Annotated in this window: 23 protein-coding genes; 12 read left to right on the top strand and 11 right to left on the bottom strand. The window is 73.4% G+C overall.

From position 1 onward, the window contains the following. Positions 1-222 precede the first annotated feature (222 nt). Positions 223-642 (top strand): YchJ family protein, encoded by a 420-nt coding sequence (locus tag ACTMS9_RS22685; protein WP_441165953.1) that lies wholly within the window; start codon positions 223-225, stop codon positions 640-642. A 212-nt stretch (positions 643-854) separates the two neighbouring features. Continuing rightward, complete coding sequence (locus ACTMS9_RS22680) at positions 855-1,580, top strand: hypothetical protein (RefSeq protein WP_441165952.1); 726 nt, start codon at positions 855-857, stop codon at positions 1,578-1,580. 76 nt (positions 1,581-1,656) lie between these two features. On the opposite strand, the gene ACTMS9_RS22675 is transcribed toward ACTMS9_RS22680, so the two are convergent. The 6 genes from ACTMS9_RS22675 to ACTMS9_RS22650 all read right to left on the bottom strand — a co-directional run bounded on the left by ACTMS9_RS22675 (position 1,657) and on the right by ACTMS9_RS22650 (position 8,769). Further along, complete coding sequence (locus tag ACTMS9_RS22675) at positions 1,657-2,448, bottom strand: maleylpyruvate isomerase family mycothiol-dependent enzyme (protein ID WP_441165951.1); 792 nt, start codon at positions 2,446-2,448, stop codon at positions 1,657-1,659. A 153-nt stretch (positions 2,449-2,601) separates the two neighbouring features. Continuing rightward, a complete protein-coding gene (locus tag ACTMS9_RS22670; protein ID WP_441165950.1) occupies positions 2,602-3,858 on the bottom strand; it encodes an MFS transporter in 1,257 nt (418 codons plus the stop codon). 206 nt (positions 3,859-4,064) lie between these two features. Next, entirely contained in the window at positions 4,065-4,970 is a 906-nt protein-coding gene (locus ACTMS9_RS22665) for a mechanosensitive ion channel family protein (RefSeq protein WP_441165949.1), read from the bottom strand. 71 nt (positions 4,971-5,041) lie between these two features. Further along, positions 5,042-6,100 carry a hypothetical protein gene (locus tag ACTMS9_RS22660; RefSeq protein ID WP_441165948.1) on the bottom strand — a complete coding sequence of 353 codons (1,059 nt, stop codon included), beginning with the start codon at positions 6,098-6,100 and terminating at the stop codon, positions 5,042-5,044. 42 nt (positions 6,101-6,142) lie between these two features. Then, positions 6,143-7,765: a serine/threonine-protein kinase gene (locus ACTMS9_RS22655; protein ID WP_441165947.1), complete on the bottom strand. Its 1,623-nt coding sequence runs from the start codon at positions 7,763-7,765 to the stop codon at positions 6,143-6,145. A 161-nt stretch (positions 7,766-7,926) separates the two neighbouring features. Further along, positions 7,927-8,769, bottom strand: coding sequence for an SPFH domain-containing protein (locus tag ACTMS9_RS22650; protein ID WP_441165946.1), 843 nt, complete (start codon positions 8,767-8,769; stop codon positions 7,927-7,929). Between the two features lie 319 nt (positions 8,770-9,088). On the opposite strand from ACTMS9_RS22650, the gene ACTMS9_RS22645 reads away from it, so the two are divergent. After that, complete coding sequence (locus tag ACTMS9_RS22645; protein ID WP_210779686.1) at positions 9,089-9,409, top strand: GYD domain-containing protein; 321 nt, start codon at positions 9,089-9,091, stop codon at positions 9,407-9,409. A gap of 15 nt (positions 9,410-9,424) precedes the next feature. Here the strand turns inward: ACTMS9_RS22645 and ACTMS9_RS22640 are convergent, their stop codons facing one another. Then, positions 9,425-9,931 carry a MarR family winged helix-turn-helix transcriptional regulator gene (locus ACTMS9_RS22640; protein ID WP_441165945.1) on the bottom strand — a complete coding sequence of 169 codons (507 nt, stop codon included), beginning with the start codon at positions 9,929-9,931 and terminating at the stop codon, positions 9,425-9,427. Between the two features lie 52 nt (positions 9,932-9,983). On the opposite strand from ACTMS9_RS22640, the gene pip reads away from it, so the two are divergent. From pip to ACTMS9_RS22625, 3 genes are all read left to right on the top strand, one after another. Beyond that, entirely contained in the window at positions 9,984-10,943 is a 960-nt protein-coding gene (pip, locus tag ACTMS9_RS22635) for a prolyl aminopeptidase (protein WP_441148383.1), read from the top strand. A 193-nt stretch (positions 10,944-11,136) separates the two neighbouring features. Further along, a complete protein-coding gene (locus tag ACTMS9_RS22630) occupies positions 11,137-11,781 on the top strand; it encodes a flavin reductase family protein (protein WP_441165944.1) in 645 nt (214 codons plus the stop codon). A 151-nt stretch (positions 11,782-11,932) separates the two neighbouring features. Beyond that, on the top strand, positions 11,933-13,066 hold the full coding sequence (locus ACTMS9_RS22625) for a peptidoglycan recognition protein family protein (RefSeq protein WP_441165943.1): 1,134 nt from the start codon (positions 11,933-11,935) through the stop codon (positions 13,064-13,066). A gap of 152 nt (positions 13,067-13,218) precedes the next feature. Here ACTMS9_RS22625 and ACTMS9_RS22620 read toward each other — a convergent pair whose 3' ends face one another. Next, entirely contained in the window at positions 13,219-13,485 is a 267-nt protein-coding gene (locus ACTMS9_RS22620; RefSeq protein ID WP_441148386.1) for a hypothetical protein, read from the bottom strand. Positions 13,486-13,615: 130 nt separating this feature from the next. Here ACTMS9_RS22620 and ACTMS9_RS22615 point away from each other — a divergent pair, with 130 nt between their 5' ends. The 3 genes from ACTMS9_RS22615 (at position 13,616) to ACTMS9_RS22605 (ending at position 16,452) form a co-directional block, all read left to right on the top strand. Further along, positions 13,616-14,203, top strand: coding sequence for an HD domain-containing protein (locus ACTMS9_RS22615; RefSeq protein ID WP_441165942.1), 588 nt, complete (start codon positions 13,616-13,618; stop codon positions 14,201-14,203). Positions 14,204-14,390: 187 nt separating this feature from the next. Further along, positions 14,391-14,804, top strand: coding sequence for a VOC family protein (locus ACTMS9_RS22610; RefSeq protein ID WP_441165941.1), 414 nt, complete (start codon positions 14,391-14,393; stop codon positions 14,802-14,804). A 73-nt stretch (positions 14,805-14,877) separates the two neighbouring features. Further along, positions 14,878-16,452: an FMN-binding glutamate synthase family protein gene (locus ACTMS9_RS22605; RefSeq protein ID WP_441165940.1), complete on the top strand. Its 1,575-nt coding sequence runs from the start codon at positions 14,878-14,880 to the stop codon at positions 16,450-16,452. Positions 16,453-16,456: 4 nt separating this feature from the next. Here ACTMS9_RS22605 and ACTMS9_RS22600 read toward each other — a convergent pair whose 3' ends face one another. Together ACTMS9_RS22600 and ACTMS9_RS22595 are read right to left on the bottom strand one after the other, a co-directional pair. Next, positions 16,457-17,170: an RraA family protein gene (locus tag ACTMS9_RS22600; protein ID WP_441165939.1), complete on the bottom strand. Its 714-nt coding sequence runs from the start codon at positions 17,168-17,170 to the stop codon at positions 16,457-16,459. Positions 17,171-17,248: 78 nt separating this feature from the next. Continuing rightward, entirely contained in the window at positions 17,249-18,001 is a 753-nt protein-coding gene (locus tag ACTMS9_RS22595; protein WP_441148567.1) for a dienelactone hydrolase family protein, read from the bottom strand. 102 nt (positions 18,002-18,103) lie between these two features. On the opposite strand from ACTMS9_RS22595, the gene ACTMS9_RS22590 reads away from it, so the two are divergent. The 3 genes from ACTMS9_RS22590 to ACTMS9_RS22580 are packed head-to-tail and all read left to right on the top strand — an operon-like array spanning position 18,104 to position 19,412. Continuing rightward, positions 18,104-18,628 carry a GNAT family N-acetyltransferase gene (locus ACTMS9_RS22590; protein WP_441165938.1) on the top strand — a complete coding sequence of 175 codons (525 nt, stop codon included), beginning with the start codon at positions 18,104-18,106 and terminating at the stop codon, positions 18,626-18,628. A 58-nt stretch (positions 18,629-18,686) separates the two neighbouring features. Beyond that, on the top strand, positions 18,687-19,028 hold the full coding sequence (locus ACTMS9_RS22585; RefSeq protein WP_441148391.1) for a hypothetical protein: 342 nt from the start codon (positions 18,687-18,689) through the stop codon (positions 19,026-19,028). A 51-nt stretch (positions 19,029-19,079) separates the two neighbouring features. Continuing rightward, positions 19,080-19,412 carry a hypothetical protein gene (locus ACTMS9_RS22580; protein WP_357914062.1) on the top strand — a complete coding sequence of 111 codons (333 nt, stop codon included), beginning with the start codon at positions 19,080-19,082 and terminating at the stop codon, positions 19,410-19,412. Between the two features lie 12 nt (positions 19,413-19,424). Here the strand turns inward: ACTMS9_RS22580 and ACTMS9_RS22575 are convergent, their stop codons facing one another. Beyond that, positions 19,425-22,388: a P-loop ATPase, Sll1717 family gene (locus ACTMS9_RS22575; RefSeq protein WP_441165937.1), complete on the bottom strand. Its 2,964-nt coding sequence runs from the start codon at positions 22,386-22,388 to the stop codon at positions 19,425-19,427. Positions 22,389-22,434 lie beyond the last annotated feature (46 nt).

The following is a 22,434-nucleotide window of genomic DNA, read 5'->3' as shown; positions in this document are numbered from 1 at the left end:
CCAGGCCTCCTACCGGATGAGCGTCGACAACCTCGCCGACTGGATCGCCACCCGCGGCTACTCCGCCACCGCCTGACCCACCAACGACAAGGGCCGGCCCCCACCCGGGGCCGGCCCTTTCGTCGTCCCCGAAACGGTGCACCGGCAGTCATCGCCGGGCGGGGCGACCGCGTGCCCCGGCTGCCGCTCTCCGCACCCGACCGGTGCGGCAGGATGGGTGCCGTGGGGAAACGTGGGGCCCGCCGGAGCGCGGCCGACGACCAGGACCGGCCGTGCCCGTGTGGCTCCGGCCTGCCGTACGCCGACTGCTGCGGTCCGGTGCACCGCGGCGAGGGCACGGCCGGGACGGCCGAGGCCCTCATGCGCTCCCGGTTCAGCGCCTTCGCCGTCGGTGACGCCGGGTACCTGCTGCGCAGCTGGCACTCCTCCACCCGACCGGCCCGGCTGCGGCTGGACCCGGGCGAGCAGTGGACCCGCCTGGAGATCGTCGACACCGACCGGGGTGGCCTGTTCGACAGCACCGGCACCGTCGAGTTCCGCGCCCACTACCGCGAGGCTGGCCGCCCGGGGACCCTGCACGAACGCAGCCGCTTCGTCCGGGAGGACGGGCGCTGGGTCTACCTCGACGCCCTGCCCGACTGAGCCGGCGCGACCCGCTCGCCCGCCGTGGCGCGGCTTGTTAACATGGCGTCGGCGCCGTCCCGCGCCTCACCTCCTTACCGGTGCTCACGCCACCGGCGTCGCGGAGGCAAAGGAGACCTCGAGTCTTCGGGGCGCCGTGCCACATGCCTGGGCAACGGCGGGTCGACGGGAGCGTGAGTCCCCACGACCGCGCCGTCGACAGGGAGCATGTGATGACGCGCCAGAAATCCTTCAAGTCCCGGGTCCGCACCCGGATGGACAAGACCGGCGAAAGCTACACGGCGGCCCGCCGGCACCTGCTGGCCGGCGCCGTTGCGGCTGAACCGCCGACCGCGGCCCCCGCCGAAGTCACTCCCCCGGCCCCCGGATCGGGGGCGGCACAGTCCGACCGGATCTCCGAGGCGATGCTCCGTGAGCGCACCGGCCGCGGCTGGGACGAGTGGTTCGCCCTGCTGGACGAGTGGGGCGCCGTGCAGCGTACGCACACCGAGACGGCTCGCTGGCTGGTGACCGCCCACGAGGTGCCGGGCTGGTGGGCGCAGACCGTCACCGTCGGGTACGAGCAGGCGCGTGGCCTGCGCGCCCCCGGGCAGCGGCGTGGCGGCGGCTGGGAGGCGAGCGGCAGCCGTACGGTCGCCGTACCGGTTGACCGGCTGTTCGAGGCGTTCAGCGACGACGGGCTGCGCCGGCGGTGGCTGCCCGACGTGGCGATCCGGGTACGCACGGCGACCCGGCCGAAGACCTTCCGCGCCGACTGGGAGGGCGGCCCGACCCGGATCGTGGTCGGCTTCGCGCCCAAGGGCGACACGAAGGCCACGGTGACCGTGGTGCACGAGAAGCTCACCGACGCCGAGCAGGCGGCCGCGCTCAAGGCGTACTGGCGGGAACGGCTGGCCGCGCTCAAGCAGTTGCTGGAGTCCGGCGAGGCGGGGCGTTGAGCATCACGACCTCCGTCCACCTGCCGGGCTGACCGCAGGCCCGGTGACGGTCGTCGCCGTCACCGGGCCGACCCGGTCAGCCGAAGGCCACCCGCTCCAACCAGAGGTCGAGCAGCTTCGCGTCCCCGATCACCTCGACGCCCGCCGTGTCGACGGAGAGCCGGCCGTAGACCAGCAACAGCAGGTTGGTCAGCGGCCCGCGTACGGCCACGGCGGCCTTCTCGTGTGCCCGCCGCCAGGCGATCAGGTCGCCGGTGAGGTCCACCACCCACTCGGCGCCCAGTTCGGCCGACGTGTCGGTGGCGTGCAGGTGCAGCGTCCGGCCCGGGCCGAGCAGCTCCCGGCGGTGCGGGTAGAAGTCGAACATCTGCGGCAGCGCGCCCAGCTCCATCCACTCGTCGAGGGCGTCGACGGCGACCTCCGGCGAAACGGCCACGTCGGGGCCGAGGGCGAGCGCGGCGTCGGCCCGGTGCACGAGCGTCTCGTGGGCGAACCGGCGCGCGAAGAACGCCGGGCTGCCCGGCCCGAGCGGGGTCCACACCCGCGCCGCCGGGCCGGCGTCGCGCAGCACCCCGGCCAGCTCGGCGGCCCCCTCGACCAGCCACGGCCCGACCACCGCCGGGTCCTCGTCGGCGTACGGCGACAGGTCACGGAAGTGGGTGTCCGACGGTGGCGTGGACGGCCGGGTGCGGACGATCTCCGCGGCCCACCGCTGCCCGCCACCGAGGTGCCGCACCAGCTGGCCCACGTTCCACCCCGGGCAGGACGGGACGGCGACGGTCAGGTCGGCGCCGTCGAGATGCGACCGGAGCAGGTCGCTCTGCTGCACGATCTCGGCGCACCAACGGTCGTAGCTCACACCGGTCATCCGGCCACGCTAACCGCCGGCACCGACACGAGCCGCCCGCCGGGCCGTGCACCCCGCCCCACTTTCCCGAGGCACCCGCCGGGTCGTGGACACCGCCCGCATCCCCTCGTGGCAGCGCGGGCGCCGCCAGGTCACCCGGCAGGGCCGGACGGTTCACGTCGGCCCGCCGCTGCGGCCGGCCACCGGCTCCCGCCCCGGACCGCCACGGCCACCGTCGCCGGTGGCCAGCAGGACGACCGCCACCAGCAGGTACGGCACGGCCGCCACCACGAAGGCGGCCCGGTTGCCGCCCACCGCCGCGACCAGGGCGTACCCGCCGTAGACGGCGATGATGGTCAGGTCGGTGGCCATGCCGGCGACCGAGGTGACGGTGGCCCGTCCCGGCCCGGTGATCCGCGCCTGGAGCCGGGCGTCGGCCAGCACCGTGGCCAGTTGGAAGGCGCAGAACGCGACACCGACCAGCACGAACCCCGCCGGGTGGCGCAGTCCCGCCCCGGCGGCGAGCGCGACGGCGGCCACGGTCAGCAGCGCGGCGTAGCCCCGGGTGCCCAGCCGTTCGGCCGGCGCCGCGAGCAGGCCACCCACGGTCACCCCGGCCCACACGAACAGGAGCAGCAGCGGCACGGTCGACTCGGCGACGCCGGTGTCCCGGGCCAGCAGCGGCGTGTACTCGTCGAGGGCGCCCCACCCGGCGGCCACCGCTGGGACCAGCAGCAACGCCCCGCGTACCCGTGGGTCGGCCCGGGCCTCGGCGAGGCCGGCGCGCAGGGTCGCCGCCCAGCCCAGGTCGTCGCCCTCCTCCGCCGACTCCGACGCGACCGCCGGGGCCGGACGGTGTTCGGAGAAACGGGTGGCGACGGCGGCGGCGAGCAGGGTGGCCAGCACGCTCGCCGCGCCGACGGCCGGGTAGCCGCCGACGGCGAGCACCGGGCCGGCCAGGCCGATCGAGGCGAGCACGCCGAGCACCGCCGCGGTGCGCGCCCGGCCCATGGTGCGGGCGTAGCGGCCGGCGGCGCCGAGCCGGTCGAGTTCGGTGAAGACCAGCGCCTCCAGGGCGCCGGAGCCGAGCGCGCCGCCGGCTCCCCAGAGGACGAAGCCGAGGGCGAACGCCGGGTAGGACGGGGCCAGCACCCACAGGGCGTAGCCGGCGCCGGCGAGCAGCGGCGCGAGGCAGAGCAGCAGCCGGCGGGAGACCGCGTCGGCCCAGGCGCCGGAGGGCACCTCGAGCAGGATGCTGGTCGCCGACCAGACGACGAAGAGCGAGGAGATCTGGCCGATCGACAGGCCGGTGTCGCTGAACAGCAGCGCGTACACCGGGTAGAGCAGGACGAGGTCCTGGAGGAACGCGTACCCGTAGAGGGTGGCCGCCAGGCGGCGGACGCCGGGCGGTGCTGCGGTGGTGACGGTCATGAGGGCCTTTCCACGGGACCGGACGGACGCGGGACGTGCGGCGTCCGGGGTGGTCCGCGGTTGCGGCCCTCAGTTACGGATCAACATCGCCAGGTCATGCGCCGATGCTAGCGGCCACCGGCGGGCCTGGCGATCCCGTTTCAACGGGACGGACACGAACCGGGGTGGGACCCGTGCGGGTCCCACCCCGGTCGGTGGTCGTGCGGTCAGCGGCGCGTCGGGCCGCCGTCGACCGGCGGGATGACCATGGTGGCCTCGCTGTCAGCCGGCACCGGCTCGTCGTGGGTGGCCGTCGCCTGCCGAGGCGGCACCACCTGGGTCCGGTCGGCGTCGTCGTCCCGGGGCACCACCTGGGTCAGCTCCGACTCGCCGTACGGGGTGACCGGCGTGGCGAGGTGGGCCTGCACGTCCCGCTTGCCGGCCTGGTACGCCCGGGCATGCGTGGCGATGAGCCGCGACTCCTCCTCGGCGCGGCTGAGCCAGGACTCCCAGCGGCTCTGCATCGGCCGGACCAGTCCGCCGCCGACCCCGACGACCAGGATGCCGCCGACGGTGGCGAGGACGGCGATCAGCACCGGGGTGGTGACGGCGGTGGCGACGCCGATCTGGTTGAGCGCGGCGATGATGCCCAGGCCGAGGATGAACACCGAGGCGATGGTGGCCAGCACCCGGCCGTAGGACAGGCCGCCGAGGGCGCTGCTGATGATGTCCTTGACCGCGTTGGCGATGGCCGCGGCGACCACCACGATGACGATCGCGACGAAGGCGCGCGGCAGCCAGGCGATGACCCCGGCGATCAGGTCGGAGATCGGGTTGGGACCCCAGATGCCGAAGGCCAGTTGCAGGGTGACCAGCAGGATCCCGTAGTAGGCGAGCTTGGCGACGATGTCGCTGGCGTCGTACTTGGACCGGGCGAGCGCGGTCTTGATGCCACCCCGCTCGACGGCCTTGTCGAAGTGCACCCGCTCCAGGACCTTGTCCACGATCTTCAGTACGGCCTTGGCGATCAGCCAGCCCACCACGAGGATCGCCACGAAGGCGACCGCCTTGGGCAGGAAGAGCATCACCGCGCGGAGGGCGTCACCCACCGCGTCGCCAAAGTTGTCTTTCATAGCTGCCCTCCACACGGAACGTCAGGTCGTCGGCCCCGACCTACCCGAACCCGCCGGTGGGGAAACACCTTTCACGCACCGCGACAGGCGTAGCTCACCTCCGCGCGGGCCTGGTGCGGCGACGGGGAGACGATGTTGACGGTGGCCGTCTCGGTGGTGCTGCCGACCCCGTTGAACGCCCACTTCAACGCCAGCGTGACGGTGCGCTGGCCCCAGCCGACCCGCTCGCTGAGCAGGGCACCGGGCGGGGAGCCGGAGCGCAGCCACTGGTACTCGATCACGCCGCTGCGGCCGTTGGTCCGCACGGTGGCGACCACGTCGACGGTGACGTCGCACCGGTCCCCGGCCGGCTGCGGTACCGCCACGGTCACCTCCCCGATCTCCAACGGGTCGAGCCGCTGCCACAGGTAGAAGCCGACGACGGCGACCAGCACCACGGTGAGCAGACCGGAGAGCACCGCCACCACCCGCCGCCAGAGGGGCCGTCGGCGGCGCGGCGGGGACGCCGTCGGCCAGGCCGGCGCGGCGGGCGGTGTCGTGGGCACGCCGGGCCCGAACCGCACCTCACCGCCCGCCCCGGTCGGTCCGGCCGGCGAGGGTACGCCCCGACCCGTGGCCAGCGTGGCCGCGCCGGCCGGGGTGGTGCTGCCGTACATCGCCTCGGTCGCACCGAGCCGCACGGTCGAGTCGAGCGCGCCGGCGTCGATCGCCGGCCCGGTCGCGGCGAGGTGTGCGGTCCGGTCGGCGGCGCCGAGGTGCACGGTTGCGTCCGTGCCGCCGAGGTGCGTGGTCCGGTCGGCGGCTCCCAGGTGGGCGGTCTCCTGCACGGCGCCGTGCGGGCTGCCGTGGCCCCCGCCGCCCAGGTGCACCGTCCGGTCCAGCGATCCGAGGTGGACCGTCTCGTCGGCGGCCCCGAGCTGCACCGTCCGGTCCAGGCTCACCGTCCGGTCCAGGCTCACCGTCCGGTCCAGGTTGACGGTCCGGTCCAGGTTGACGGTCCGGTCCAGGTTGACGGTGCCGTCGAGGTCGACGGTCCGGTCGGCCGGGCCGGGACGCCCGGCCGCGGCCAGGTGGACGGTGGGCTCGTCGTCGCCGGGCGGCGTCGCGCCCCGCTCCCCCGGCCTGGTCATCGGAGGTCACCTTTCGTCGGGAACTGTCGCACCGGCCGGCTCCTAGCCGGGGGTGCAGTACGAGGAGAGCGACACGTACACCGGCCCGGCCGGGTCGGCGGCGTTGCCGGCGACGTCGACGGCGACCACCTGGATCGGGATGCGGGTGCTGGACTTCGGCGCCGGCAGGTCACCGAGGGTGCCCCGGTAGACGCCCCGCCCGACGTGGGTCATGCCGATGGCGCGGGTGACGCCGCCGAGGGTGTAGCGGAAGCTCACCCGCAGGTCCTCGGCGCTGGTCCGGTCGTCGCTGGCGGTCGCGGTGACCGTGCTCGCCCGGTTGCCGTAGGGACACCCTCCGGGTTCGAGGAGGGTGGGGCTGGCGTCGAGCTTCCCGACGACGGGGGCCGTGCCGTCCGGTGGCGGCGGGCTGGTCGACGCGCTGGGCGTCGGGCTCGCGCTGCGGGACCGGGTGGGCGTCGCGGTGGCCGACCGGGTCGGCGACGCGGTGACGGTGGCCGACGCCGAGGCCGTCGGGGTCGGGCTGGGCGACACGGCGTCGATGGCGGGCGCGGCGACCAACGGGCTGGGGCCGAGCGAGGTGAGCGCGGAGGCGCGCGGCGCGGCCTGGCCGTCGGCGAGGGTCAGCGCCGGCGCGTGCCGGGCGGCGTAGCTGAGGCCGGCGCCGCCGAGCAGCAGGGCGGCGACGAGGCCGGCACCGAGCAGCACGGCGCGGCCGGTCCCGCGCCGGGAGGCCGGCCCCGTCTCGCCGAACGTGGTGCTGGCCAGGCTGGTGGCACCGGCGGTGCCGTCGGGGAACGGGAAGAGCGCGGCCAGCAGCGCGGCCCGGCGGGCCAGCTCGGCCAGGCCCCGCTCCTCCCAGTCCGCGCCGTAGGCGTCCGCGGCGGTGCGTTCCAGCTCGGCAAGGAAGACCTCCGCCGGCTGCGGCCGGTCGGCGGGCTGCTTGGCCATGCCGTGGCGGAGCAGGTCGTGCACGGGTGGCGGGGCCGCCTCGGTGGGGATCGGCGCCTGCGCGTGCTGGGTCCGCAGGGTGATCAGGTCCCGCCCGTCGTACGGGGGGCGGCCGGTCAGGCACTCGTAGAAGGTGGCGGTGGCGGCGTAGATGTCGCAGGGCGGGCTGGCCGGCGCGCCGGTCCACTGTTCGGGGGCCATGTAGCGGGGGGTGCCGCTGACCGATCCGCCGCCGTCCCGGCCGACCGGTACGGCGATGCCGAAGTCGGCCAGCTTGCTCTGCCCGTCGATGTCGACCAGCACGTTCTCGGGCTTGTAGTCGCGGTGCACGACGCCTCGGGCGTGCGCGGCGGCCAGCCCGGCGAGGGAGCCCTTGAGCACGCAGAGGGCCGCCTCGGGCTCGGTGGGGCCGTGGGCGCGCAGCATCTGCCGCAGGGACACCCCGTTGACCAGCTCCATCACGATGGCGGCGCCGTGCGGGGACTCGACGTACTCGTAGAGCCGGGAGATGTGCGGGTCGTCCACCTCGACGAGCAGTTGGGCCTCGTCGCGGAACGCGGTGCGGGTCGGGTCGTCGTCCACCGCCCTGGTCAGGTACTTGATGGCGACGGGGGTGCCGCTGGCGTCGTGGGTGGCCAGCAGGACGCGGCCGGACGCGCCGGCGCCGAGCTGCCGTACCGGCGTGTAGCCGGACAGCTGCCAGTCCGCGCTCACGCGGCGGCCTCCCCGGGCTGCGGGGAGCGGTCAGGGGTCAGGGCCACCTGATCATTCTCGTCGCGGGGCGCGTCCGGTCCATCGGCGCAACGGTTGCTCCACCGCGTCCGGACGTCCGTGATGATGGATGGGTTTCGGTCAGAGGACTTGACGCGGGCCGTTCAGCCGTGGCCCTCCCGGCGGTGGCCGTCGCCGGGGACGCTCCGCACCGCCCCCGGGCCCGCGTCCTCTTCGGGGCCACGCCCCATCAGGTCGAAGAACCGGAGCAGTTCCACCGGGAACGGCATGACCAGGGTGCTGTTCTTCTCGGCCGCCACGTCCACCACGGTCTGCAACAGCCGCAGCTGGTAGGCGCCCGGCGTGTCGGCCATCGCCCGGGAGGCGTCGGCGAGCCGGCGGGACGCCTGGAACTCGCCGTCGGCGGCGATCACTCGGGCGCGACGTTCGCGTTCCGCCTCGGCCTGCCGCGACATGGACCGCTTCATCCCCTCCGGCAGGGAGACGTCCTTCACCTCGACCCGTTCGATGAGCAGGCCCCACGGCTTCTCGGTGGGCGCGTCGATCACCGCCTTCAACTCGGCGTTGATCCGGTCCCGGTCCCGCAGCAGGGTGTCGAGGTCGGCCTTGCCGATCACCGACCGCAGCGCGGTCTGGGCCACCTGGAGCACCGCCGATGGGTAGTCCCGCACGTTGACCAGCACCTTCACCGGGTCGACCACCCGGTAGTAGACGACCGCGTCGACCGTGAGGGTGACGTTGTCCCGGGTGATGACGCCCTGCGCGGGCACCCCGATCACCGTGGTCTGCATGCTGACCCGGACCATCCGGTCGGCGACCGGGATGATCAGGTGGAGACCGGGCTGCCGGATGCGGTCCAGCACCCGGCCGAAGCGGAAGACGACACCGCGCTGGTACTGCTGCACCATCCGTACGCTGAGCGCGAGCAGCAGCACGACGAGCGCGGCGACGACGACCAGAGCAACGAACCCGGCGGCGGCTCCCATGACCCCCTCGTTCCCGGAGGCGCCCGCCTCCGGCGCCGCGCATACCCGATTCTGCGGACGCCAGTCCTGCGGCCGCGACCGTCGACCATCAGGCGGGCCGCACCCGCCCGGCGGCGCGGCCCTGCGATGTGGAGTGCCCCGAACCCGCCCTCGCCGTCGTGGATCTACACGTGCTGGTGACCTGTGCGCCGCCGACCGTCGACCGATTGGCAGAACGGGCGCTGGGCTGCAGGGACGGGCACTAGCGTGAGGGCGGAAGGGCAGCTACAGGCTGGTGGCCGTCGAGCGACCGCCAGGACATCTGGGAGTTGGTGCCGAGGTGGCGAAGTTCCTGTTGAAGTCGACCTACTCCGCCGCGGGGCTCAAGGGGCTGGTCAACGACGGTGGCACCAAGCGCGCCGAGGTGGTCCGAAAGATGATCGAGGAGGCCGGCGGGCGGATGGAGTCGATGCACTTCGCGTTCGCCGAGGACGACACCTACGTGTTGTGTGAGCTGCCGGACCACAAGACGGTGGCCGGGCTGGCGATCGCCATCGGCGCGACGGGCGGCCTGAGCGTCCAGATCACCCCGGTGCTGACTCCCGCCGAGGTCGACGAGGTGACCCGGATGAAGACCACGTACACGCCCCCGGGTCAGTGACCGGCGGACGATGAGCTAGTCGCCGGACGGGCTTTCCAACGGTACGAGGTCGGGCGCGACGTCGGCGATCCGCTGCCGCATCGACCTGCGGCCCAGGGCGGCCAGCGCCTCGTCGACGAGCCGGCTCAGCGGGTACGACAGCTCCGCCTCGAACCGGCGGGCGGCGGCCGTGGTGGCGGCCGATTCGGCGTCCAGCACGGGCAGCAGCGACTCGGCCCTCGGGGTGAGGTGGGCGATGCGCTGCCGGGCGTCCGCGCCGGGGCTGAGTGTGACCAGGCCCGCCTTCGCCAGCTGCGCGACGGTCTGGCTGGCGGCGGAGTGGGTCACCCCGGTCGCCTCGGCCAGCGCGCGGATCGACGCGGGGCCGCCCGCCGCCAACGTCCGGATCACCGGGGTGAACCGCGGCCGGAACCCGGGCAGCCCGAGGTCGGCGTAGACGGCGGCGACCTCGCCGTCGAGCAGGTCGAGCAGATGGCGCAGCCGGGTGCCGAGCAGTTCGGGGCCGGGCGGGTGGGCGGGCATGTGGGTTAATGTAACAGCGCTGTTGCATCTAACCCCCGGGGAGGGCCCACGCATGGACGCGCGCTATCCGCCGATCGAGCCGTACGACCACGGCATGCTCGACGTCGGCGACGGCAACGCCGTGTACTGGGAGGTCTGCGGCAATCCCGACGGCAAGCCCGCGCTGGTCGTGCACGGCGGACCGGGCTCGGGCTGCGGCACCGGGGTCCGCCGGTTCTTCGACCCGGCGCGGTACCGGATCGTGCTGTTCGACCAGCGCGGCTGCGGGCGAAGTACCCCGCACGCCAGCGACCCCGCCACCGACCTGCGGCACAACACCACCCACCACCTGGTCGCCGACATGGAACGCCTGCGCGAGCACCTGGGCGTGCGGCGCTGGCTGCTGCACGGCGGGTCGTGGGGCTCCACCCTCATCCTGGCGTACGCGCAGCGGCACCCCGAGCGGGTCTCCGAGATCGTCATCAACGCGGTCACCAGCACCCGCCGCTCGGAGATCGACTGGCTCTACCGGGGCGTCGGCCGGTTCTTCCCCCAGCAGTGGGACCGCTTCCTCGCCGGCGCGCCCGGCACACCACGCGACGGCGACGTCGTCGGCGCGTACGCCCGGCTGACGGCCGATCCGGACCCGGCGGTACGCGAGCGGGCCACGGTCGACTGGTGCGCCTGGGAGGACGCGGTCGTCTCCGGAGAGGCGGCCGTGACCAACCCGTACAGCGACCGCCCCTCGGCGGCCCGGACGGCGATGGTCCGGATCTGCTCGCACTACTTCGCCCACGGCGCCTGGCTGGAGGAGGGCGTCCTGCTGCGCGACGCGCACCGGCTCGCCGGGATTCCCGGGGTGCTGATCCACGGCCGGCTCGACCTGAGCAGCCCGCTGGACACCGCCTGGCAGCTGCACCGGGCCTGGCCGGACTCCGAACTGATCGTCGTCGAGCAGGCGGGGCACTTCGGCACCGACGAGACCCGGGCCCACGTGGTGCGCGCCCTCGACCGCTTCGCCACCGCCGGCTGACGCCGCCGGGCGCGCGCCACGGCTCCATTCCCCGACGGCGTCCGGGGCGGCGGGTCACCTCGGGCCCGTCGCGCCGGGCGGCCGACCGCAACGCCACGTCCGATCGCCGCCAGCGATCGGCGCCGCCCGCGCGCAGAGTCGGGTACGGCCGGGTGGACCGCACCGGCCGTGGGCGTTCGCGAAGGGCAGGACCATGCACGTCGTACCCGATCTGAAGGTGCTCTACTTCGGCACCCCGGTGGTGTTGATCAGCTCCCGGAACCCGGACGGGAGCGCCAACCTCGCGCCGATGTCGTCGGCGTGGTGGCTGGGCCGGTCGGCCATGCTCGGCCTGGGCGACAGCGGCCAGACGACGGCCAACCTGCGGCGCGAGGGCGAGTGCGTGCTGAACCTGCCGTCCTCGGCGATGGTCGACGCGGTGGACCGGATCGCGCTGACCACCGGCCGGCCGACCGTGCCGGCGCACAAGGCCGCCCAGGGCTACCGGTACGAGCCGGACAAGTTCGCCCTCGCCGGGCTGACCCGCCAGCCGTCGGACCTGGTCGCGCCGCCCCGGGTGGCGCAGTGCCCGATCCAGTTGGAGTGCCGGGTGGTCGCCTCGTACCCGTTCGGCCCGACGCCGTCGCACGCCACCGCCTTCCAGGTGGAGGTGCTGCGCGCGCACGTCGAGGAGGACCTGGTCATCCCGCGCACGTCGTACGTGGACCCGCTGGGCTGGGATCCGCTGATCATGAAGTTCTGCGAGTTCTTCGGCGGCGGGCGCAACGTGCACCCGTCCCGGCTGGCCGAGGGCTGGCGGATGCCGCACGGGGACCGGGCCGTGGCCCCGACGTCCTGACGCCGCCGACGCGCCCGTCCGGACACATCGGATCGACGCGGGCCTCTAGCGCCCGGGCCGGTCATGGCAATATCCTCCACCTCACGCGCGCACCCTGGAGTTCTCTTTCATCGCTGCCCCTGGGCCACCGCCGGCCCGCCGAGGAGATGCCATGCACTTCGACCACCCTGAACTCGACCGTCGTACCCTGCTGCGGGCCGGCCTGGGCGCGGCGGCCGTCGCGGTCGTCGGGTCCGAACTGGCCTTTCCGGTCGCCGCGCAGGCCGACCCCGGCGCGGACCTCGACTGGATCTACAGCTGCGACGAGTGGGGCGCTCGCCCGCCGGCCGACCCGCTGGTGATCAGCGCCATCCCCACCAACAAGATCATCGTGCACCACATGGCGTTCCCGAACGTCACGGACTACTCCGAGGCGCAGGCGATCAAGCTGGCCCGGGACTGCCAGAACCTGCACATGGACGGCAACCGCTGGTCCGACACCGGCCAGCACTTCACCATCAGCCGCGGCGGCTACGTGATGGAGGGGCGGCACGGCAGCCTGGAGCGGCTCCAGGCCGGCGACCGGCAGATGGTCTCGGCGCACTGCCCCGGCGAGAACGGCCGGGCGATCGGCATCGAGAACGAGGGCACCTACGTCACCGACACCCCGCCGGACGAGCTGCTCGACTCGCTGGTCAAGCTCTGCACCACCATCTGCCGCCAGTACGGCCTGCACGCCCACGACATCTTCGGCCACTGGGACTTCCGCAACACCCTCTGCCCGGGCGCGACGTTCTACCGGCTCTTCCCGGACGTGCGCCGCCGGGTGTTCGAGAAGCTCGGCACCGACCTCGCCGACGTGCCGGCCCGCCGCTGGCCGGACCTGTGGCGCTTCGTCGGCTCCCCGTCCGTCCGGGTCGCGCAGTACCTGTTGGCGTACCGCGGCTACGCCGTCACGCCGAACAGCGCCTTCGACGCCGCCACCGTGGCGGCCGTGCAGGACTGGCAGGCCCGCAACGGGATCCCGGTCGACATCGACGCCACCATCACCGGCCCCACCTGGGAGACCCTGGCGCCGGAGCTGGAGAAGGACGCCACCGGCCTGCCGGTCCAGGCGGTGCAGTTCATCCTCAACGTGAAGGGCTACGCCGACGTCGCCGTCACCGGCGAGTACGACCACGCGACGAAACTGGCCGTCCAGGACATCCAGCAGCTGCACGGGCTGCCGGACAACGGGAAGGTCAGCACCAGCACGTGGTGCGCGCTGGTCGGCGGGGTGGTGCGTCAGTCGTTCCGCCAGGACTGAGGACGCGACGGGGCTCGGTGGGGCGGTCGGCGCGACGCCTCACCGGGCCCCGTCGACGGGACCGGTGCGGACGGCCGGCCAGCTCCGCGCGTCCGCCCTGCCCCCGCCGGGTTCGATCCGGCACTCTTGCGCAGGCCCGGGCGCCGTAGCCCTCACAGTCCGCTCGGCGTGCCGCCGTCAGTGCCGACGGCGGCGTCCGACGCCAGGCCCTGGCTGCCCCCGGCGCCCTGGCCGCGCAGGATTCCCCGACCGGTCCGCCGCCGTTCGCGCGAGATCTGGCGGGTCGCCCGGCGAGCCTCGCGGAGCGCCTGCTCGCGGCCGCTCGCTCGCGCGCGCCGCCGGCCCCGGCGCAGCAGACCACAGACCACCGCCACCAACAGCAGCACCACCACGGCCGTCCCGGCCCACCACAGGGTCACCCCCGCACGGTACGACGCAGGGTCACCGCCGGTCATCCTCCGTCAGCACCGCCCGCCCGCCGGACCGGACCCAGTCCGCGCACCCGGATTCATGCGGCGACGACGGCAGGCCGACCTAGTCTTGCTACCCGTGACCGCCGCCGCCCTACACCGCGCTCTCACCGACCCCGGCCCACCACCGCTGCGGGCCCTGCCCGCAGCGGTCGCCGAACTCCTGTCCACCCTCGACGCGCCGCCGCGGCTCGCCGCGCACCTGCGCGCCGTGCACGATGTCGCCTGGCACCTGACCGCCGCCCTGGCAGACTGGTCCCCCCTGCTTGAGTTCGACCGGGCAGCCGTCCTCTTCGGCGCGGCCACCCACGACATCGGCAAGGTCGTCCACCCCGAGGAACTCCACGGGCCCGGGTCGGCCCACGAGCCGGCCGGTCGGGAACTGCTGCTGCGCCACGGTGTCGACGCCGCGCTGGCCCGGTTCGCCGCGACCCACGCCGGCTGGCGGGGCGGCGACGTCGATCTCGACGACCTGCTGGTCAGCCTCGCCGACAAGGTCTGGAAGGGCAAGCGGGTGGCCGAGCTGGAACAGCTGGTGGTCGACAGGCTGACCCGGGCCACCGGCAGCGAGCCGTGGCAGGCCTTCATGGATCTCGACGACATCCTGACCCGCTTCGCCGCCGACGCGGACCGACGGCTCGCCTTCCAGGCAGCTCACCCGCTGTAGGTAGAGGCCAGCCGGCGAAGAGCCGGGTGCTGATCTCGGCGAACGCGGCGGCGAACGCCGGCACCCCAGCCACCGCCGCCTGCTCCCCCGCGTCCCTGCCGGTCCGTGTCCCGATCGGCGTGTACGGCGCCATCGCACCCCGGACGGGTGGGACGATGCGCTGGTCACCAAGTCACGGAGGGGTGCCATGGCTACCCAGCTCAACCCATACCTCAACTTCGCCGGCAACGCACGCGAGGCGATGGAGTTCTACCAGCAGGTTTTCGGTGGGGACCTGTCGCTGACCACGTTCCGCGAGTTCGGCACCGAGGACCCGGCGATCGCCGACCAGATCATGCACGGCCTGCTCCGGACGGCCCACGGCCACGTGCTGATGGCCTCCGACATGCCACCCGGCATGGAGATCCGACGCGGCAACGCCAACACGGTCAGCCTCAGCGGCGACGACGCCGACGAGCTGCGCCGCTGGTGGGAGCAGCTCTCCTCCGGCGGCGTGGTGAGCGTGCCGCTGGAGAAGCAGATGTGGGGTGACGAGTTCGGCCAGTGCGAGGACCGGTTCGGCACCCCGTGGATGGTCAACATCACCCAGGCGCAGGTCTGAGCCGCAGCGCCGGGCCGAGGTAGCGCGCCCGCCGGCTGTTTGGGCGGCGGCGGGACCGGGGAGTGTGGCGGGCATGAAGTGGGCCAGTCGAGCCGTACCCGTCGTCGCCGCCGCTCTCGCGGGCCTCGCCGCGCGCGACGTCCTCCAGCGCGACCACGCGCTGCTGCGCAACTTCCCGGTGGTCGGCCGGGCGCGCTACCTGCTGGAGTCGATCGGGCCGGAGCTGCGGCAGTACATCGTGGCCGGCAACAACGAGGAGCGGCCGTTCACCCGCGACCAGCGGCGCTGGATCTACGCCTCGGCCAAGCAGGAGAACAACTACTTCGGCTTCGGCACGGACAACGACATCGAGTACACCCCCGGCTATCCGATCATCAAGCACCGCACCTTCGGCCGGGCCGTGCCGCCGTCGTCGCCGACGGCCGGGCACGACGTGCGGCTGCCAGCGGCGAAGGTGCTCGGCGGGGCGCGGGGGCGGGCCCGGGCGTTCCGCCCGGAGTCGGTCGTCAACATCTCCGGGATGAGCTTCGGCTCGCTGTCCGGCAATGCGGTCACCGCGCTGAACAAGGGCGCGGCGCTGGCCGGTTGCCTGCAGAACACCGGCGAGGGTGGGCTGTCGCCGTACCACCGCAACGGCGGCGACCTGGTGTTCCAGATCGGCACGGCGTACTTCGGCTGCCGGGACGAGCGCGGCCGGTTCAGCCTCGACCGGCTCAGGGACCTAGTGGCCGGCGCCCCCGTGCGGGCGTTGGAGGTCAAGCTCAGTCAGGGCGCCAAGCCCAGCCTGGGCGGACTGCTGCCCGGGGCGAAGGTGTCCGCCGAGATCGCCGAGACCCGGGGCGTCCCGCAGGGGCGGGACTGCGTCAGCCCGTCCCGGCACGCCGAGTTCTCCGACTGCGACAGCCTGCTGGACTGGGTGGAGCTGCTCGCCGCCGAGACCGGCCTGCCGGTGGGCATCAAGTCCGCCGTCGGTGACCTCGGCTTCTGGGAGGAGCTGACCACGCTGATGCGCGACACCGGGCGCGGCGTGGACTTCGTGACCGTGGACGGTGGCGAGGGCGGCACCGGCGCCGCGCCGCTGATCTTCACCGACTCGGTGTCGCTGCCGTTCCAGCAGGGCTTCGCCCGCGTCTACCGCACCTTCGCCGAGAAGGACCTGCACGAGCGGACGGTCTTCGTCGGGGCCGGCAAGCTGGGCCTGCCGGACAACGCCGTCGTCGCGTTCGCGCTCGGCTGCGACATGGTCAACGTCGGCCGGGAGGCGATGCTGGCGATCGGCTGCATCCAGGCGCAGAAGTGCCACACCGACACCTGCCCGACCGGCGTCGCCACCCAGAACCCGTGGCTCGCCCGGGGCCTCGACCCCACCCTGAAGTCCGTACGCGCCGCCAACTACATCCGCACGCTGCGGCGGGACCTGGTGAAGGTGGCCGAGGCGTGCGGTGTCGAGCACCCCGGCCTGATCGACACCGACACGGTGGAGATCCTCGACGGCCGGACCTCCTCCACCCCGCTGCGCGAGGTGTACGGCTACCGGCCCGAATGGGGGCGGCCCTCGGCGGCCGACCGGGCGGAGATCGTCGCGCTGATGACCGGGGAGGCGCCGCAGGGCGGCAGCGCCCCGCCCTCGGCGACCGCGATGGGCTGACCGGTCACTCCTCGATCGCGCCGCCCACCGCCCGCAGGTGCTCGCGGAAGGTCAGCGACGGGTCCTCCGCCCGCCGGGCCAGGTACGCGCCGAAGCCCACCTGCGCCCGCAACGGCACGCCGGCGCGGATCAGGTCGGCCTGCCGCCGCTCGGTGTCCCGGATCGACTCGGCCAGGTCGAACAGCTCCCCGGCCCGCTCGGCCGGCACGAAGAGCACCCCGTCGTCGTCGCCGAGGACGACATCGCCGGCGTCGACCGTCTGCTGCCCCACCTCGGCCGACGCCAGCGCCCCCGGCGGCCGGGCGTCGAGGCGCTGCGGGCCGGTGGGGATCGCGCCCAGGCTGAACACCGGCAGCCCGACGGCGCGGATGTCGGCGGTGTCCCGGTGCAGGCCCCAGACCACCACGCCGGCCAGGCCCGCGGCCTGCGCCTCCAGCACCACCAGGTCGCCGACGCAGCTCTCGTCGGTGCGCCCGCCGTTGTCGACGACGAGCACGTCGCCGGGCGACGCCCGGTCGATCGCCTCGAGGAACACGTCGACGCTGCCGACGTGCCGGGCGGGCGTCACCCGGCCGGCGAGCCGCCCGCCGGGCAGGACGGGTCGCACGGCGGCCGGCGCGCAGCGTACCGGCACCCCGGCGCGCAGGCAGGCGTCGGCGACGTGGGCGGTGGTCAGCGCCGCGAACCGCCGGCACAGGTCTGGGGCATCGACGTTCATCCCCCGACCGTAGTGCGCCCGGCCCGGCCCGGTGGCCGGCCACTTCGTACTCGTGGACCGCTCCCGACGACCCGAGGGTCAGCGGCGGAAGGTCCGGTCGAGCAGGTCGAACAGGGCGGCCCAGTGCCGCTCGGTGGCCCGCTCGTCGTACGCCGGGGTGTCGGCCATGGTGTAGCCGTGGTGCGCGCCGGGGTAGACCTCGGAGCGGTGCCGGACGCCCGCCGACTCCAGGGCCTTCTCCAGCGTCTCGATCTGCTCCGCGGTCATCGACTGGTCGTTGTCGGCGTGCCCGAAGTACAGCTCGCCGGTGACCGCGCCGACGGCCAGGTGCGGGCTGTCCGCCGCGTCGGTGACGATCCGGCCCCCGTGGAAGCTGGCCGCGGCGGCGAGCCGGTCCGGGTGCGCCTCGATGGCGCGCAGCGCGGTTGTCCCCCCCATGCAGTAGCCGGTGACGGCGGCCGGGCCGGGCGTCACGCCGGGCTGGGCGGCCAGGAAGTCGAGGTAGGCGGCGGTGTCCCGGGCCACCACGTCCGGGGTCAGCGCCGTGATCAGCGGCATCAGCCGGCCGAAGAGCGCGCCGCGCTGCTCCGGGTCGCCGAGGCCGGTCAGGTCGACCAGGGGTGCCCGGCCGGCGCGGTGGAACAGGTTCGGCACCAGCACCACGTACCCCGCGGCGGCGATCCGCTGCGCCATCTCGGCCAGCCGGGGCCGCAGCCCGAACGCGTCCATGAAGAGCAGGACCGGCGGGAACGGCCCGTCCCCGTCCGGCCGAACCAGGTACGCGTCGGCGCCGCCGCCGCTGGTCGGAACGTCCACGGTCGTCGTCCGCACGGGCAGCCGGTTCGTCGTCACGTCCCGACGCTACCCAAGGTGGCGCGTCGCCTGACGAAATGGGTGGCCCGTCCCGCCCGACTCCGGCAGGATCCCGGAGCGATGCTGATCAGACGTGAGACCCCCGCCGACATCGCCGCCGTCCGCGCGGTGCACACCACCGCGTTCGCCTCGGCGGACGCCCCGGACGCCGTACCCGTCGAGACCCCGCTGGTCGACGCGCTGCGCGCCGACGACGGTTGGCTGCCCGCCCTCTCGCTGGTCGCCACCGACGCCGACGGGCAGGTCGTCGGGCACGTCGTCGGCACCCGGGGCACGGTGGCCGGCGCGCCGGTGGCGCTCGGCCTGGGACCGCTCGGGGTGCTGCCCGGCTGGCAGCGCCGGGGCGTGGGGTCGGCGCTGATGCACGCGGTGCTCGGCGCGGCCGACGCGCTGGACGAGCCGCTGGTCGTGCTGCTCGGGCACCCGGAGTACTACCCGCGGTTCGGGTTCCGGCCGGCGGTCGACCTGGGCGTGACACCGCCCGGCCCCTGGGGTCCGCGGTACTTCATGGCCCGGCCGTTGAGCGCCTGGCGGCCCGACATCCAGGGCCCCTTCACGTACGCGAAGCCCTTCGCCGACCTCTAGCGGCCTTCCCGCGCGCCCGCCGCTCCGGCATGCTGGGGTGATGGGAGAGGTGCTACCGATGCCCAGCTTCGGTGACCTGTTCACCGACACGCGGGGCGACGAGCGGACGATGCGGGTCAGCTACCACCCGGAACGCGGTGCCGTGGTGCTCTCACTGTGGAGCGGGCCCGTCTGCCGAGGGTCCTTCCGGCTGGCCGCCGACGACGTGGGCCGGCTGCGGGCCCTGCTCACCGCCATCGACTCGGACGCCGCGCGTCCGGCCGCCGGGTCGGGCGGCGCGACGGCCACCGCCGGCGGCGAGGTCGCGGCGGAGGCCACGGAGGTCATCCAGACCGGCGACATCTCGGGTACGGCCCACCGGGCGGCGCTGCCGATCCTGCCCGCACCGCGGGTCGCCTGACATGGAAGCAGCTAAATGAGGCGGTCGCTGCGCCGATGCTAAGATCCGCTTGTGCGGAATGTTGACTTCTACGCACTGTCCGCGCAGGTGCTTCCCGCCCTCGCGATAGCGCTGGTGCTTCAGAGATGGTCCACATTCGTCGGCTACGGCATGAGTCGGCTCTCGGGAAGCCGGCAGAGCCTGGTCTTCCGGTCGATGCCGCTCGCCATTCTCCTCGCCGTCTTCGCGCTGGGCGAAACGGCCGCGATGCTCGTCGTCTTCATGGGCACCGAGGGGCCCCTGCCGCTGGTGGCCGGTCCCGTCATCTGGCTGACCCTGCTGACGCTCCTGGTCGCCATGTTCATCTCGGCCTTCACCAGGGTCCGGCTCCAAGAACCGCAGTAGGCGCCGCCCGCGTCAGGCGAGCGCGGCGAACGGGTGCCCATCGTCGTTCTTCCCCACCGTTATCCGCTGGTCCGCCTCGGCCACCGCGTTGACCAGTTCGAGTAGCGAAGCGAACCCCAGAGCGCGGTAGTTGAATCCGGGCGACCGAGCCAGGAGCCGGCTCCCGAGCTGCGACAGCAACATGGTCGACGCCCCTTCGAAGAGCCCATCCTGAATCACCTTGACGACGAAGTCGCAGATTTCCCGGTCCGGTGCCTTCGCCGCGCCACGGGCCGACGTCGAGCCGCCCGGCTGGGCCGTCCTTCTGACCTCCGGGCCGGGCAGCTCCACCTCCAGCACGATGGGGCAGTACTGCACCCACTCGAGGAACCGCTCACGGTTGCGGTCGTCGGTGCCCTCAAGCTGGGTGCCGAGCGACTTGGCGATCCCCGCCCGCAGGGCCGGGGTCAGGCGACCGGCGCTCTCGATCACCGAGGCGCAGGAGAGGATCTGATACGGCAGGAGGACCGGGACGGTCGACGTCGGGCCACCGGAGGCGTAGGCGTACAGGAAGCCCTCGACGTGCCGCACGCTGGAGTGCCAGAGCTCCCCTGCCCAGATGCGCTCCCGCAGCGCGCGGACGTCGGCGGCGACGTCGCCGACTCCGCGCTCCCACGAGCTGCGGCCGATCGCCATCACGCGGGAGGCCGCCAGGAGCGGCCATATCGACCGCAGGGCCGACGGTGGCGAGGTCGGCGTACTGACCGCCAGGAGGCTGCGGTGCCAGAATTCCGCCTCCTTCTCGGGGACCTGACTGACCATCCGCACCACGGCGATCGAGATCTCCTGGGCGAACCTCTTGCTGGTGGCTCGGAGCAGGGAGGCGATCAGTCCTTCGTCGTCCGTGGCGATGGCGAGCACCAGCAGCCGCGCCCGGGCCGGCCAGGACCGCTGGCGGTTCCCACTCTGGAGCATCTCCTTGGCGAGCCCGATGATCGTCGGGTCGGCCGACAGATAGGCGAGATCCGCCGCCACGCAGGCGGCCCCGTCATGGGACGTCCGGTGCGGGTAGAGCAGATGAAAGCCCCCCACCGGGTCCCCCTGCTCGCCCAGGTCCCGCGCGTGGCTGGCGGCCCAGGCCCCCGCGCTCGGCCCGCCGAGCGGGACCCGCTGGACACGGGGTACGGGGTCCGCCGCGTCGCCGGACTCCGCCGTGGCCACCGACTTGGGGCGCAGGTCGACGTCGCCGCCGAGCGCGTTCCCCAACTCCTCGGCGAAGTCCTGCTGGTCGCTGATCTCCGACGGCGTATTGCTGGGAACGAGTTCGTCACGCCCGGTGGAACCCCGCTTCGGTCGCGCCCGCTTACCCCGCCGCCGCGGCGCCGGGACGGAAGGCTGCTCCGACGGGTCGGAATCCTGCTCGGATTCCTCCTCCATGAGCTCCCGAGCCACCGGGTCGCGCTCGTCGGCCTCCGCGAACCCGTCGAGCTCGCTCGCCTCCCCCGCCCCCAGCCGCAGCTCGGCTCCGTGGATGGAGCGGAAGAACGCCGGACGGTACAGGGGCGGGATGATGAAGGATCCGTTGTCGTTGCGCAGGAAGCCGACGTACCGCAGGACGGTGAGGATCTCCTCCAACTCCTCCCCGTCGACACCGAGTCGCTCCGAGATCTTCTCCCGGGTGAACCGGACCGTCTTGCCGCGCAATTTCTCGATGTACGTCCGGGCGATCGTGCTCTCCGCGTACAACGTGTCCTGAAGCCGGGCGACGGACAGCTGCTTGTAGCCGACATGCAGTGCCCGCGGCGACAGGAACAGGTCCGCGTCCTTCGCCGCCCCCGGCGACCGGTCCCGCATGGCGATCTGGATCTCCGCGATCTGGGCGCTGCGCAGCAGCGTCAGCACGTTGCGCGGGTTGAACTCCCGGGTGGCGTCCACCGTGACCAGCAGCAGCCAGACCAGCGGGTCCAGGTTCTCGATGCGCCCGGGCAGGATGCTGCGGCAGAGCTTGCGGCGTCCGGCCGAGGTGGTCAGCATGTTCCTGACCGCCGGGTCCACCAGCTCGTCGCTGCCGGCGGTGATGCGCAGAGATATCAGGTGCAGGATGGAGTCCGAGTCCCACAGGATCCGCGTGGTCCGCAGGTGGGTCGCGTTGACGAAGCCCTCGTTCTGGGTGATGCGGTCGAAGATGTCGAGGCGCAGGAACAGCTTCGGTCGCATCCGGGTGCCGTAGCTGCACACGTCGAGGTGTGCCCGCAGCAGGCCGCGCAGCGCCGAGACCTCGATGTCGCGGCGGTCGGGGAAAGCCTCGTCCAGCCGGTCGAACAGGATCCACAGGCGCAGGTCCAGCTGCTCCAGCGCCTCGTAGATGAGGTCCAGCAGTCCCTCAAGGGTTTCGAGCGTGACGGGCTCCGCCGCCCCGCCCGACGTACCGGACTCGTCCAGCGGCCGTGCCACCCGGCTGCGGTCCGTCTCCGCCTCCGAGATGGTGATGGTCGTTTCGAGCTTCGGACGCACCCGGCTGAGCACCCGCCGCCACACGGTGTGCGGGGTCGGCTCCTGCACCAGGAGCCCGCAGCTGCGCATGCCGTTGTGCAGCGAGCCGACGCTGACGGCCTCGGCGAAGGTCCTGACGATGTAGTTGCCGGCCAGGCCGACCATGTACGCCAGGAAGAGCTCGCGGTAGACCGCCTCGTCGTCGGCGTCGATCTGGTTGGTGAGCCGCTTGAACAGGATTGAGCCGCGGATGTTGAAGGCGGGCATGATGATGACGTCGGCGAGTTGCTCGATGTCGGCGTCCGGGCGGGTCAGATACCGCGCGATGGCGCTCTTGCCGGTTCCCTTCGCGCCGATGACGAGGTCGGTCTCGTCGTGCACGAGCGCCCAGTACGTGCCCGTGCGGAGGAAGTAGGAGTCGAGGCGTTCGTCGTACTCGGCGACGTCCTGACCGAACCTCAGCTTGCCGATCGTGCCGATGTGGAGAATGCGCTGATCGGTCATCCGCGCTCCGTTTCGACGGGATCTCGCAAGGGATCGTACCCGGCCG

Source organism: Micromonospora sp. L31, from assembly GCF_052068075.1.
Taxonomy (GTDB): Bacteria; Actinomycetota; Actinomycetes; order Mycobacteriales; family Micromonosporaceae; genus Micromonospora; species Micromonospora purpureochromogenes.
Note: the sequence above shows the minus strand (reverse complement) of the source record. Positions and strands in the feature narration are given on the sequence as shown.

Excerpts from the sequence above, each read along its gene's own strand:
- ACTMS9_RS22680 (WP_441165952.1), top strand. The coding sequence starts at position 855 with ATGACGCGCCAGAAATCCTTCAAGTCCCGGGTCCGCACCCGGATGGAC.
- ACTMS9_RS22675 (WP_441165951.1), bottom strand. The coding sequence starts at position 2,448 with ATGACCGGTGTGAGCTACGACCGTTGGTGCGCCGAGATCGTGCAGCAG.
- ACTMS9_RS22670 (WP_441165950.1), bottom strand. The coding sequence starts at position 3,858 with ATGACCGTCACCACCGCAGCACCGCCCGGCGTCCGCCGCCTGGCGGCC.
- ACTMS9_RS22665 (WP_441165949.1), bottom strand. The coding sequence starts at position 4,970 with ATGAAAGACAACTTTGGCGACGCGGTGGGTGACGCCCTCCGCGCGGTG.
- ACTMS9_RS22660 (WP_441165948.1), bottom strand. The coding sequence starts at position 6,100 with ATGACCAGGCCGGGGGAGCGGGGCGCGACGCCGCCCGGCGACGACGAG.
- ACTMS9_RS22650 (WP_441165946.1), bottom strand. The coding sequence starts at position 8,769 with ATGGGAGCCGCCGCCGGGTTCGTTGCTCTGGTCGTCGTCGCCGCGCTC.
- ACTMS9_RS22640 (WP_441165945.1), bottom strand. The coding sequence starts at position 9,931 with ATGCCCGCCCACCCGCCCGGCCCCGAACTGCTCGGCACCCGGCTGCGC.
- pip (WP_441148383.1), top strand. The coding sequence starts at position 9,984 with ATGGACGCGCGCTATCCGCCGATCGAGCCGTACGACCACGGCATGCTC.
- ACTMS9_RS22630 (WP_441165944.1), top strand. The coding sequence starts at position 11,137 with ATGCACGTCGTACCCGATCTGAAGGTGCTCTACTTCGGCACCCCGGTG.
- ACTMS9_RS22625 (WP_441165943.1), top strand. The coding sequence starts at position 11,933 with ATGCACTTCGACCACCCTGAACTCGACCGTCGTACCCTGCTGCGGGCC.
- ACTMS9_RS22610 (WP_441165941.1), top strand. The coding sequence starts at position 14,391 with ATGGCTACCCAGCTCAACCCATACCTCAACTTCGCCGGCAACGCACGC.
- ACTMS9_RS22605 (WP_441165940.1), top strand. The coding sequence starts at position 14,878 with ATGAAGTGGGCCAGTCGAGCCGTACCCGTCGTCGCCGCCGCTCTCGCG.
- ACTMS9_RS22600 (WP_441165939.1), bottom strand. The coding sequence starts at position 17,170 with ATGAACGTCGATGCCCCAGACCTGTGCCGGCGGTTCGCGGCGCTGACC.
- ACTMS9_RS22590 (WP_441165938.1), top strand. The coding sequence starts at position 18,104 with ATGCTGATCAGACGTGAGACCCCCGCCGACATCGCCGCCGTCCGCGCG.
- ACTMS9_RS22585 (WP_441148391.1), top strand. The coding sequence starts at position 18,687 with ATGCCCAGCTTCGGTGACCTGTTCACCGACACGCGGGGCGACGAGCGG.
- ACTMS9_RS22575 (WP_441165937.1), bottom strand. The coding sequence starts at position 22,388 with ATGACCGATCAGCGCATTCTCCACATCGGCACGATCGGCAAGCTGAGG.